Origin of the sequence: Streptomyces gobitricini (assembly GCF_039532985.1) — a bacterium.
Lineage (GTDB): Bacteria > Actinomycetota > Actinomycetes > Streptomycetales > Streptomycetaceae > Streptomyces > Streptomyces gobitricini.
Window position 1 is genome coordinate 78,461 of record NZ_BAAASR010000014.1, and the last position, 11,793, is coordinate 90,253.

At 71.5% G+C, this 11,793-nt stretch carries 10 protein-coding genes; 6 read left to right on the plus strand and 4 right to left on the minus strand.

What is annotated here, in order from left to right:
• Positions 1 to 274: 274 nt before the first annotated feature.
• The 3 genes from ABD347_RS11855 to ABD347_RS11865 form a co-directional block, all read right to left on the minus strand.
• Positions 275 to 1,351 carry a S1C family serine protease gene (locus ABD347_RS11855; protein WP_344359977.1) on the minus strand — a complete coding sequence of 359 codons (1,077 nt, stop codon included), beginning with the start codon at positions 1,349 to 1,351 and terminating at the stop codon, positions 275 to 277.
• Positions 1,352 to 1,571: 220 nt separating this feature from the next.
• Positions 1,572 to 2,342: a class I SAM-dependent methyltransferase gene (locus ABD347_RS11860; protein WP_425575635.1), complete on the minus strand. Its 771-nt coding sequence runs from the start codon at positions 2,340 to 2,342 to the stop codon at positions 1,572 to 1,574.
• 59 nt (positions 2,343 to 2,401) lie between these two features.
• Positions 2,402 to 2,998, minus strand: a complete 597-nt coding sequence (locus ABD347_RS11865) for a DUF3043 domain-containing protein (RefSeq protein ID WP_344359979.1) — start codon at positions 2,996 to 2,998, stop codon at positions 2,402 to 2,404.
• 241 nt (positions 2,999 to 3,239) lie between these two features.
• On the opposite strand from ABD347_RS11865, the gene ABD347_RS11870 reads away from it, so the two are divergent.
• The 5 genes from ABD347_RS11870 (at position 3,240) to ABD347_RS11890 (ending at position 9,646) form a co-directional block, all read left to right on the plus strand.
• Complete coding sequence (locus ABD347_RS11870; RefSeq protein WP_344359980.1) at positions 3,240 to 4,040, plus strand: PspA/IM30 family protein; 801 nt, start codon at positions 3,240 to 3,242, stop codon at positions 4,038 to 4,040.
• Positions 4,041 to 4,052: 12 nt separating this feature from the next.
• Positions 4,053 to 4,331 carry a PspA-associated protein PspAA gene (gene pspAA / locus ABD347_RS11875; RefSeq protein WP_344359982.1) on the plus strand — a complete coding sequence of 93 codons (279 nt, stop codon included), beginning with the start codon at positions 4,053 to 4,055 and terminating at the stop codon, positions 4,329 to 4,331.
• 160 nt (positions 4,332 to 4,491) lie between these two features.
• Positions 4,492 to 5,718, plus strand: coding sequence for a sensor histidine kinase (locus tag ABD347_RS11880; protein WP_344359984.1), 1,227 nt, complete (start codon positions 4,492 to 4,494; stop codon positions 5,716 to 5,718).
• Entirely contained in the window at positions 5,715 to 6,404 is a 690-nt protein-coding gene (locus ABD347_RS11885; protein WP_344359986.1) for a response regulator, read from the plus strand. The genes ABD347_RS11880 and ABD347_RS11885 overlap by 4 nt, the downstream gene beginning before the upstream one ends.
• Before the next feature lie 128 nt (positions 6,405 to 6,532).
• Positions 6,533 to 9,646, plus strand: a complete 3,114-nt coding sequence (locus ABD347_RS11890) for an efflux RND transporter permease subunit (protein WP_344360202.1) — start codon at positions 6,533 to 6,535, stop codon at positions 9,644 to 9,646.
• 280 nt (positions 9,647 to 9,926) lie between these two features.
• On the opposite strand, the gene nadA is transcribed toward ABD347_RS11890, so the two are convergent.
• Positions 9,927 to 11,114 carry a quinolinate synthase NadA gene (nadA, locus tag ABD347_RS11895; protein WP_344359987.1) on the minus strand — a complete coding sequence of 396 codons (1,188 nt, stop codon included), beginning with the start codon at positions 11,112 to 11,114 and terminating at the stop codon, positions 9,927 to 9,929.
• Between the two features lie 244 nt (positions 11,115 to 11,358).
• Between nadA and erpA the strand changes: the two genes are divergently transcribed.
• Positions 11,359 to 11,715: an iron-sulfur cluster insertion protein ErpA gene (gene erpA, locus ABD347_RS11900; protein ID WP_064071056.1), complete on the plus strand. Its 357-nt coding sequence runs from the start codon at positions 11,359 to 11,361 to the stop codon at positions 11,713 to 11,715.
• Positions 11,716 to 11,793 lie beyond the last annotated feature (78 nt).

An 11,793-nucleotide genomic window follows, 5' to 3' on the forward strand; every position in this document is an offset into this window, starting at 1 on the left:
TGCCCTCCCCCCCCCCACGCGCCCCGCCTCGCGCGACCGCGGTTGCGCTCACCCCGTCCCCGGGTCCGGGTGGCCCCGGGCGCCTCACCGGCGCCTGTCCGTCCGGCGGTCGTCCCCGCACGCACCGGCCGCCCGCATCCACCGCGGTACCGGCCCGCCCCGCGTCGGCCGGCCCGTCCCGAGCCGGTCCCGTGCCCAGCCGCACACCGGGGCCCTGGGGCGGCCTCCGGGAGGGAGCCGGAGGGTGGCCGATCGCCCGTGGGGCGCGAGTGCGTCAGATCTCGCCCAGCGTGACCCGGGCCGTCGCCGAGCGGCCGCCGCGCTTGTACGTCACCGTCACCTCGTCGCCCGGTTTCGCCGCCGCCAAGGCCTCCAGCAGGGACGTCATCGTCGTGATCGTCTGGTTGTCCAGCTTGGTGATGATGTCCCCGGGCCGGAGCCCCGCGTCCGCCGCCGCGCCGCCCGGTGACACCTCGACCACGGCCACGCCGCCCGGCCGGTAGTCGTCGGTCAGGACGGTTCGGCCCGTGATGTTCAGGGCGGCCCGCCCGGAGTCGGTGACCCGGCCGGTACGGACGATCTGGTCGGCGACCGTCCGCACCATCGAGGCGGGGATGGCGAAGCCGATGCCCGGCGCCGCGCTGCCGCCCAGCTCCGGGTCCGCCGCCGCGAGCGTCGGGATGCCGATGACCTCGCTGTCCAGGTTGACCAGCGCGCCGCCGCTGTTGCCCGGGTTGATCGCCGCCGATGTCTGGACCATGTTGCCGAGCGTCGCGCCGGTCCCGCCCCCCGACCGGCTCTCGCTGACGGTCCGGCCGGTCGCGGAGACGATGCCCTGGGTGACGCTGCCGGACAGGCCGAGCGGTGAGCCCATGGCCAGCACGATCTGGCCCACCTCGACCTCGGACGAGTCGCCGAACGTCACCGGCTTCAGCCCGTCGGGGCGGCGCTCCAGCTTGATGACGGCGAGGTCCTGCTCCGGGTAGCTGGACACCAGCTTGGCGGTCAGGGGCTCCTCGCCCGTCGCCAGGGTGACCTTGAAGCTCTTCTCGTCGCCCACCACATGGGCGTTGGTCACGATGTGCCCCTGCTCGTCGTAGACGACCCCGGAGCCGAGGCCCGTCCTCCCGTCGATCTGCACGACCGACGGGAGGACGTCCCTGATCACGTTCCGGTAGTCGTCCTCGAGCTCGGCCGCCCGGGCGGCCTCCGGCGCCGCCGCGCGGGCCGTCGCCGCCCGGGGCTCCGCCACCGACTCACCCGTGGACGGCGGGCCGGCCGAACAGGCGCCCAGCAGGGCGGACGCGCAGACCACCGAGACCAGGGGCGCGAGCAGACGAAGGGCATCCATGTCCGGAGTATCCCTTTCGCCCGCCACCAGCGGCGCCCTCTGCGCACCCGAACAGGGGGCACCACGACGGCGACGGTCCGCTCCGCGAGCGTGGGGAGTGCCGTCCGTTCCGTGCTGCTCAGGTCACTCAGGTCACTCAAGCCACTCGGATCACGCAGGTCACTCACGTGAGAGGAAGACGCGACCTCCCGTGATCACCCGCGCGCCCGCCGCCCGGGCGTCAGCCCCGTACCCCGCACAGGTGCAGCAGCGCCGCCACCCTGCGGTACGGCTCGGTCCGCCCGGCCCGGTCCTCCGCCGCCAGCAGCCGCTCCAGCTCCTCCGCGGCGGGCAGCCCCTCGCCGTTCGGGACGTTGTCGGTGAAGACCCGCACCCCGTACCAGGCCTGGAGCGGCGCCGCGATCCCCGCGAGCGTCGCCGTCAGCGTCTCCAGCCGGTCGGCCCGCGCCTGCGGTCCCGGCCGGCCCGGGAGACCCCCCTCGACCGGAGCCGACGGCTTGGGGGAGTAGGCGTCGGACTCGAACGCCGCCAGCGCCCCCGACCAGTCCCCGGCCAGGCCCGGCCGCATGGCCAGCGCGTCCGCGTTCCGCACGAGCAGCGACAGCAGACCGCCCGGCGCGAGCATCCGGGCGAGCCCCGCCAGCATGGCGTCCGGCTCCTCCACGTACATCAGCACGCCGTGGCAGAGCACCACGTCGAAGCTGCCCGGCAGGAAGTGCACACCGGTCTCCCGGCCGTCCCCCTCGATGAGCCGGACCCGCTCCCGGATGCCGGCCGGCTCGGTCGCCAGCGCCTCGCGGGCGACCTTCAGCATCCCCGGGTCGGACTCCAGGCCCGTGATGGTGTGTCCGGCCCGGGCCAGCCGCAGAGCCTGCGTGCCCTGGCCCATACCGACGTCGAGTATCCGCAGCCGCTGCCCCACCGGGTAGCGGGCGGCTATCTGCTCGTCCAACTGGCGTGCGACGAGCTCCTGGCGGACCGTGTCGCGCAGCCCGCCGAGTCCGTCCAGCCAGTCACCCGATGCGCCTCCGGAACCGGAGACCAGGGTGCTCAGGGCCGCTCTCCGCGCTTGACCTGCGGCTTGGGCAGCCGAAGCCGGCGCAGCTGGAGCGTACGCATCAGGCCGTACGCCACGGCGCCGCGCTTGGGCTCGTTCGGGAAGCGGGTGTTCAGCTGCTTCTTCAGCCGCAGCCAGATGCCGACCGAGTCCATGACGATCAGGGCGATCACAGCGAGCCACAGCAGCATCGCGATGTTCTTCAGCTGGGTGTTGGGCAGGCTGGAGAGGATCAGGATCACGACCGCCAGCGGCAGGAAGAACTCGGCGACGCAGAAGCGGGAGTCGACGAAGTCGCGGACGAAGCGGCGGACCGGCCCCTTGTCACGGGCGGGGAGGTAACGCTCGTCGCCGCCGGCGAGCGCCTGGCGCTGGCGGGCCAGGTCCGCGCGGCGGGCCTCGCGCTGACGGCGCATGGCCTGCTTACGGTCGGTCGGCACGGTCTGGGCACGGCGACGCTGGGTCTGGGCCTCACTCCGCTTCGGGGTCGGGCGGCCCTTGGGGGCCTGCGGGTCGCGGGGCTGCTTGGAGAGGTCCGCCGTCACCTGACCGGTGGGGGCCTTCTCATCCTTCGAACGGCTACGGAACACAAAGCCCAAGGGTACGGGGTGCGCCGCATGGACCCCACCCCCGCGGGGAACGATCCGGCAACGGCCCGCGTCCCCCGGAGAGGGTTCCCTACTCCTTGCGCCGGACCGGAGCCGCGCGCAGTCGTCCTTGGGGAGGAGCGCATCCGCGTCCGAACAGTGCGGTAATGGATGTAGGGCCCGTACTGTGGGTTCTGTTGGAGTGCTGGAGCCGTAGTCCGTCAGAAGGGGGCGCGCGAAGCCCATGAGCGGTGTCATGAAGCGTATGGGGATGCTCTTCCGCGCGAAGGCAAACAAGGCCCTTGACCGGGCCGAGGATCCGCGCGAGACCCTCGATTACTCGTACCAGAAGCAGCTGGAGCTGCTCCAGAAGGTGCGCCGCGGTGTCGCCGATGTGGCGACCTCGCGCAAGCGCCTGGAACTGCAGCTGAACCAGCTCCAGAGCCAGTCCTCCAAGCTGGAGGACCAGGGCCGCAAGGCGCTCGCGCTGGGCCGTGAGGACCTGGCGCGTGAGGCGCTGTCCCGCCGGGCCGCGCTGCAGCAGCAGGTCACGGACCTGGAGACGCAGCACCAGACCCTCCAGGGCGAGGAGGAGAAGCTGACGCTCGCCGCGCAGCGCCTCCAGGCCAAGGTCGACGCCTTCCGCACGAAGAAGGAGACGATCAAGGCGACGTACACCGCCGCCCAGGCACAGACCCGGATCGCCGAGTCGTTCTCGGGCATCTCGGAGGAGATGAGCGACGTCGGCGTCGCCATCCAGCGCGCCGAGGACAAGACCGCACAGCTCCAGGCGCGGGCGGGCGCGATCGACGAGCTGCTCGCGTCCGGTGCGCTGGACGACCAGTCGGGCCTGCAGAAGGACGACATCCAGGCCGAGCTGGACCGCCTGTCGGGCGGTACGGACGTCGAGCTGGAGCTCCAGCGGATGAAGGCCGAGCTGGCCGGCGGGACCGCTCCGCAGCAGGCTCTGGAAGGCGGCACGGAGACCCCGCAGGACCAGGCCCAGCAGCAGTCGCAGTCCCAGACCCGGTTCGACAAGAGCTAAGGACGGCGCGTCATGATCGTAAGGATCATGGGGGAGGGCCAGGTGAGGCTGGCGGACAGCCACTTCGCCGAGCTCAACAAGCTGGACGACGAACTGCTCGTGGAGATGGAGGGCGGCGACGGCGAAGGCTTCCGCCGCACGCTCCACGCCCTGCTCGACACGGTCCGCCAGCTGGGCGAGCCCCTGCCGGACGAAACGCTCGAACCCTCGGAACTGATCCTGCCGGCACCGGACGCGACGCTCGAAGAGGTCCGCGCGATGCTCTCCGAGGACGGCCTCATCCCCGGCTGACCCCCCAGCCGGGCCGCCCACTCCAACACCCCCGGGCCCCGCCCCACCCGGACGTCCCGGGGGCGGGGCCCGGTCGTCTTCCCCCACCACCGCCCCCCACCCCCCGCTCCCACCGGGCGGGAGGCCCACCCGGCCGGGGCAGGCCGTACCGTCTTCTCCCGTGACCACCCTCGGAGAACGGTTCGCTCGCGGGCGGAGCTGGATGCGGGTGCATCCCCTCGCGTTCGACGCCGCCCTGGCTCTCGGCGTGCTCGTGTGCATGGCGGCCGGTTCGTTCGTCGACCGGCACGGCGGGCCGCACGGCGCGCCCGACTTCGGGGGGCGCACGCCCGGCGCGAGCAGCGTGCTGCTCATGCTGATCGGTGCCGCCGCCCTCGTACTCCGGCGCCGCAAGCCGCTGGGCGTCCTGTTGTGCACCGGCGTGGTCACGCTCGTCGAGCACCTGGCCGAGGACCCGCCCGCCCCGGTCGCGATGAGTGCCGTGGTCGCCCTCTACACCGTCGCCTCGCGTACCGACCGGCCCACCACCTGGCGGGTCGGGCTGCTGACGATGACGGTGCTGACCGGCGCCGCGATGCTGTTCGGCTCCGCGCCCTGGTACAGCCAGGAGAACCTGGGCGTCTTCGCGTGGACCGGCATGGCCGCGGCCGCCGGTGACGCCGTCCGCAGCCGCCGCGCCTTCGTCGACGCCATCCGCGAGCGCGCCGAACGCGCCGAGCGGACGCGCGAGGAGGAGGCCCGCCGCCGGGTCGCCGAGGAGCGGCTCCGCATCGCCCGCGACCTCCACGACGTCGTCGCCCATCACATCGCGCTCGTCAACGTCCAGGCCGGTGTCGCCGCCCACGTCATGGACAAGCGTCCCGACCAGGCCAAGGAGGCCCTCGCGCACGTCCGGGAGGCCAGCCGCTCCGCCCTCAACGAGCTGCGCGCCACCGTCGGCCTGCTCCGGCAGTCCGGCGATCCCGAAGCGCCCACCGAACCGGCCCCCGGCCTCGCCGTCCTCGACGAACTGCTGGACACCTTCCGTCACGCCGGCCTCCCGGTGCAGCTGGCCCGCACCGACCAGGGCACCGAACTCCCGGCGGCCGTCGACCTCGCGGCGTACCGGATCATCCAGGAGGCGCTCACCAATGTGCGCAAGCACGCCGGCCCGGACGCCAGGGCCGAGGTCAGCGTCGTACGGGTGGGCCGGACCGTCGAGGTGACGGTCCTCGACGACGGCGTGCCCACCGGGCAGCCGGCCGACGGCGGGGGCCACGGCCTTCTCGGCATGCGCGAACGCGTCACCGCCCTCGGCGGCGCCCTCACCGCCGGCCCCCGCTACGGAGGAGGGTTCCGCGTCCAGGCGATACTTCCCGTCACGGCACGGACAGGGGAGGCCACATGACCATCAGGGTGCTGCTCGCCGACGACCAGACGCTGCTGCGCAGCGCGTTCAGGGTGCTCGTCGACTCCGAGCCGGACATGGAGGTCGTGGGCGAGGCGGCCGACGGCGCCGAGGCCGTCGCGCTCGCCCGCTCGCAGCGGGCCGACGTCGTCCTGATGGACATCCGCATGCCCGGTACGGACGGCCTCGCCGCCACCCGGCTGATCAGCGCGGACCCCGACCTCGCGGGCGTACGCGTCGTCATGCTGACCACCTTCGAGGTGGACGAGTACGTGGTGCAGTCGCTGCGCGCCGGGGCCTCCGGGTTCCTGGGCAAGGGCGCGGAACCGGACGAACTGCTGAACGCCATCCGGATCGCCGCCGCCGGCGAGGCGCTCCTGTCGCCCGTCGCCACCAAGGGCCTGATCGCCACGTTCCTCGCCCAGGGCGGACACGCGGACTCCGCTTCCGAGGACGGCCGGGCGTACGCGGAACGGCTCGCCGCCCTCACCGTACGGGAACGGGAAGTGCTCGTCCTCGTCGCCGGCGGCCACTCCAACGACGAGATCGCCGAGCGGCTGGAGGTCAGCCCGCTCACCATCAAGACCCACGTCAACCGGGCCATGGCCAAGCTCGGTGCGCGTGACCGCGCCCAGCTGGTCGTCACGGCCTACGAGTCGGGGCTGGTCCGTCCCAGGGTGGAGTGAGCGCGTACGCCCGTGTACTCCGTTCGGTGTATGCCGGAGATAAGCAAACGGGACCTGGGGGCGACGGAACCCCCTCCTCCATGGCTGATCGTATGAAGACCGCCGATCCGCCACAGAAGAGAGACCCCATGTCCTGGCTGTCCAGATTCAGCCTCGCACAACGGGCCCTGATAGGGCTGATGTCCATCGTGGCGATCGTCTTCGGGGCGATCGCCATTCCGCAGCTCAAGCAACAGCTGCTGCCCTCCATCGAACTCCCGATGGTCTCGGTCCTGGCCCCCTACCAGGGCGCGTCCCCCGATGTGGTCGAGAAGCAGGTCGTCGAACCGCTCGAGAGCACCATCAAGGCGGTCGACGGGATCACGGGCGTCACCTCCACCGCCAGCGAGGGCAACGCCCTGATCATGGCAACGTTCGACTACGGCGACGAGGGCACCAAGCAGCTCGTCGCCGACGTCCAGCAGGCCGTCAACCGCGCCCGCGCGCAGCTGCCGGACGACGTGGACCCGCAGGTGGTCGCCGGTTCGACCGACGACATCCCCACCGTCGTCCTCGCGGTCACCTCCACCAAGGACCAGCAGGCGCTCGCCGACCAGCTGGAGCGGACCGTCGTCCCGGCCCTGGAGGACATCGACGGTGTCGGCCAGGTGTCGATCGACGGCGTCCAGGACCTCCAGGTCTCCGTCACGCCCGACGAGCGCAAGCTGGCCGCCGCGGGCCTGAACGCCATGACCCTGTCCGAGGCGCTGAAGGCGGGCGGCGCGACCGTCCCGGCCGGCTCCTTCTCCGAGGCCGGCAAGAGCCGCACGGTCCAGGTCGGCGGCGGTTTCACCTCGCTGCAGCAGATCGAGAACCTGGTGATCAAGCCCGGGAAGGGCGACGCGGTACGCCTCGGAGACATCGCCGCCGTGAAGCAGGAGGAGTCCCGGCGGGTCTCGCTGACCCGCACGAACGGCAAGCCGAGCCTCGCCGTCATGGCCACCATGGACAACGACGGCAGCGCCGTCGCCATCTCCGAGGCGGTCAAGGACAAGCTCCCCGGGCTCCGTGAGGACCTGGGCTCGGGCGCCGAGCTGACGGTCGTCGCCGACCAGGGCCCGGCGGTCTCCAAGTCGATCTCCGGTCTGACCACCGAGGGCGCGCTCGGTCTCGTCTTCGCCGTCCTCGTCATCCTGGTCTTCCTGGCCTCCCTCCGCTCCACGCTGGTCACCGCGGTCTCCATCCCGCTCTCCGTGGTCCTCGCCCTGATCGTGCTGTGGACTCGCGACCTGTCGCTCAACATGCTCACCCTGGGCGCGCTGACCATCGCGATCGGCCGGGTCGTCGACGACTCGATCGTGGTCCTGGAGAACATCAAGCGGCACCTCGGCTACGGCGAGGAGCGTCAGGCGGCCATCCTCACGGCGGTACGGGAAGTGGCGGGCGCCGTCACCTCCTCGACCCTGACCACCGTCGCGGTCTTCCTCCCCATCGGCCTGGTCGGCGGCATGGTGGGCGAGCTGTTCGGCTCGTTCTCCCTCACCGTCAGCGCCGCCCTGCTCGCCTCCCTCCTGGTCTCGCTGACCGTCGTCCCGGTGCTGTCGTACTGGTTCCTGCGCGCCCCCAAGGGCACGTCCTCGGACCCGGAGGAGGCGCGCCGCAAGGCCGAGGAGAAGGAGAACCGCAGCGTCCTCCAGCGCGTGTACGTCCCGGTGCTGCGGTTCGCGACCCGGCGCCGCCTCACCAGCGTCGCCCTCGCGTTCGTCATCCTGGTGGGCACCTTCGGCATGGCGCCCCTGCTGAAGACCAACTTCTTCGACCAGGGCGAGCAGGAGATCCTCTCCATCAAGCAGGAGTTGCCGGCCGGCACCGGCCTGGAGGCGGCCGACGCCGCGGCGAAGAAGGTCGAGAAGGTCCTCGCCTCGGTCGACGAGGTGAAGGACTACCAGGTCACCGTCGGCTCGTCCGGCTTCATGGCGGCCTTCGGCGGCGGCACGGGCGCCAACCAGGCCTCGTACCAGGTCACGCTCACGGACTCCGGTTCCTACGAGAGGGCCCGCGACCACATCGACGCCGAGCTCGGCAAGCTCGACGGCATCGGCGACACGACCATCGCGGCCGGTGACGGCTTCGGCAGCCAGGACCTGAGCGTCGTGGTGAAGGCGGCCGACGCCGCCACCCTGAGGAAGGCCTCCGAGCAGGTACGCACGGAGGTCGCCGAGCTCAAGGACGTCACCGACGTCCAGAGCGACCTGTCGCAGTCCGTCCCGCGCATCTCCGTCACGGCCAACGCCAAGGCGGCTCGCGCCGGGTTCACCGACGCCACCCTCGGCATGGCGGTCGCCCAGGCCGTACGCGGCACCCCGGCCGGCAAGGCGATCCTGGACGACACCGAGCGCGACATCGTCATCACGTCCGCCACCCCGGTGCTGACGATGGCGCAGCTCCGGCAGCTGCCCCTCGGCCCGGTGAAGCTCGGTGACGTCGCCGAGGTCAAGCTGGTCCCCGGCCCCGTGTCGATGACCCGCATCGACGGCTCGCGCGCCGCGACCATCACGGCGAAGCCGACCGGTGACAACACGGGCGCGGTCAGCGCCGACCTCCAGTCGAAGATCAACGCGCTGGACCTCCCCGACGGCGCCACCGCGTCCATCGGCGGCGTCTCCGAGGACCAGCAGGAGGCGTTCGCCAACCTCGGTCTGGCGATGCTGGCGGCGATCGCGATCGTGTTCATGCTGCTGGTGGCGACCTTCAAGTCGCTGGTCCAGCCGCTGATCCTGCTGGTCTCCATACCGTTCGCGGCCACCGGCGCCATCGGTCTGCTGATCGCCACGGACACCGCGATGGGTGTCCCGGCGATGATCGGCATGCTGATGCTGATCGGCATCGTGGTCACCAACGCGATTGTCCTGATCGACCTGGTCAACCAGTACCGCGCCCAGGGGCTCGGGGTCGTCGAGTCGGTCATCGAGGGCGGTCGCCACCGCCTCCGCCCGATCCTCATGACCGCCCTGGCCACGATCTTCGCGCTGCTCCCGATGGCCCTCGGCATCACGGGCGAGGGCGGCTTCATCGCCCAGCCGCTCGCGGTCGTGGTGATCGGCGGCCTGGTGACCTCCACGCTGCTGACACTGCTGCTGGTCCCGACGCTGTACGCGATGGTCGAGCTCCGCAAGGAGCGCCGCCGTGAGAAGCGCGCCGCCAAGCGTGCGGCGAAGGCCGTGCCCGCGCCGGACAAGACCCCGGCCCCGGCCAACGCGTAAGGGAGTACGCCCCCGGCGCGGTGCCCGCCCCTTCCCGAGGGGCGGCCACCGCGCCGCCCCCGACCGTCCGCGCCCGGCGGACGACCGGGGTACGCCGCGCGGGGGCGCGGGGGCGTCCCCGCAGAGGCGGGCCGCCGGCGGCCTCGGGGACCCCAGGTCTCGGCCCCCCGGCCCCCGGCCCACCGGCTCCTCCTGCGCACCGCACGCGACCGCACGCACATGGGGCGCCCCGCGACAAGCGGGGCGCCCCATGTGCGTGCGTAGAGGGACAGGGGAGCGGCTACGGCAGCGCCAGCATCCGCTCCAGGGCCAGCTTGGCGAAGCTCTCCGTCTCGCGGTCGACCTGGATGCGGTTGACCAGGTTGCCCTCGGCCAGCGACTCCAGCGCCCACACCAGGTGGGGCAGGTCGATCCGGTTCATGGTCGAGCAGAAGCAGACCGTCTTGTCGAGGAAGACGATCTCCTTGTCCTCGTCGGCGAAACGGTTCGCCAGGCGCCGGACCAGGTTCAGCTCCGTACCGATCGCCCACTTCGAGCCGGCCGGGGCCGCCTCCAGGGTCTTGATGATGTACTCGGTCGAACCCACGTAGTCCGCCGCCGCCACCACCTCGTGCCTGCACTCGGGGTGCACCAGCACGTTGACGCCCGGGACCCGCTCCCGCACGTCGTTCACCGAGTCCAGCGAGAAGCGCCCGTGCACCGAGCAGTGGCCGCGCCACAGGATCATTTTGGCGCCGCGCAGTTCCTCCGCCGTCAGACCGCCGTTCGGCTTGTGCGGGTTGTAGACGACGCAGTCGTCCAGGGACATGCCCATGTCCCGCACGGCGGTGTTGCGGCCCAGGTGCTGGTCGGGCAGGAAGAGCACCTTCTCGCCCTGCTCGAAGGCCCAGTCCAGGGCGCGCTTGGCGTTCGAGGAGGTGCAGATCGTGCCGCCGTGCTTGCCGGTGAAGGCCTTGATGTCGGCGGAGGAGTTCATGTACGAGACCGGGACCGTCAGGTCGGCGATGCCCGCCTCCGTCAGCACGTCCCAGCACTCCGCGACCTGCTCGGCCGTGGCCATGTCGGCCATGGAGCACCCGGCCGCCAGGTCGGGCAGGACGACCTTCTGGTCGTCGGTGGTGAGGATGTCGGCCGACTCGGCCATGAAGTGCACGCCGCAGAAGACGATGTACTCGGCCTCCGGACGCGCCGCCGCGTCCCGGGCGAGCTTGAAGGAGTCGCCGGTGACGTCCGCGAACTGGATGACCTCGTCGCGCTGGTAGTGGTGCCCCAGGATGAAGACCTTGTTCCCCAGCTTCTCCTTGGCCGTGCGGGCGCGCTCGACCAGGTCGGGGTCGGACGGGGACGGGAGGTCACCGGGGCACTCGACTCCCCGCTCGCTCTTCGGGTCGGCCTCGCGGCCGAGCAGCAGCAGGGCGAGGGGCGACGGCTGGACGTCCAGGGGCTGGGCGGTGGTCACGTCACGCACCCTTTCTTTTCTGCGGAGAGCCTTTTCGTCTAAATGACACTATCTATCATAACCGCTTCACGTCACTTTGACGATGTCCATAGTGTCGATGTGACACATCCCCCCTCCACAGGCCGGTGCTTGCCCGGAGCCCGGTGTGCGAGCATGAAGGGGAAAGACAAGCGCTGTGCCCGGAATGAATCCGCGGCCCCGCCGGTTGCAACCGGTCGGCAAGCAGTCTCCGTACAACCCGGGAGAGAAGCAGATGTCCGTATCGGACGAGAAGACCACTGTCAGCGACGGCATCCTCCTGTCGGACGCCGCCGCGGCCAAGGTCAAGGCCCTGCTCGACCAGGAAGGCCGCGACGACCTGGCACTGCGCGTCGCCGTTCAGCCCGGTGGCTGCTCGGGCCTGCGTTACCAGCTCTTCTTCGACGAGCGTTCGCTCGACGGTGACGTCGTCAAGGACTTCAACGGCGTCAAGGTCGTCACCGACCGGATGAGCGCTCCCTACCTGGGCGGCGCCTCCATCGACTTCGTCGACACGATCGAGAAGCAGGGCTTCACCATCGACAACCCCAACGCCACCGGCTCCTGCGCCTGCGGCGACTCCTTCAGCTAAGGAGTCCCGGCCGGCGAGACACGGTCGGCGAGACACGGCCGGAGAAACCCGGACGACGAGCCTTCGGCCGGGCCGGAA

Bases quoted from the DNA above. Each gene is read 5' to 3' on its own strand.
- ABD347_RS11855 (WP_344359977.1), bottom strand. From the start codon at position 1,351: ATGGATGCCCTTCGTCTGCTCGCGCCCCTGGTCTCGGTGGTCTGCGCG.
- ABD347_RS11870 (WP_344359980.1), top strand. From the start codon at position 3,240: ATGAGCGGTGTCATGAAGCGTATGGGGATGCTCTTCCGCGCGAAGGCA.
- pspAA (WP_344359982.1), top strand. From the start codon at position 4,053: ATGATCGTAAGGATCATGGGGGAGGGCCAGGTGAGGCTGGCGGACAGC.
- ABD347_RS11885 (WP_344359986.1), top strand. From the start codon at position 5,715: ATGACCATCAGGGTGCTGCTCGCCGACGACCAGACGCTGCTGCGCAGC.
- ABD347_RS11890 (WP_344360202.1), top strand. From the start codon at position 6,533: ATGTCCTGGCTGTCCAGATTCAGCCTCGCACAACGGGCCCTGATAGGG.
- erpA (WP_064071056.1), top strand. From the start codon at position 11,359: ATGTCCGTATCGGACGAGAAGACCACTGTCAGCGACGGCATCCTCCTG.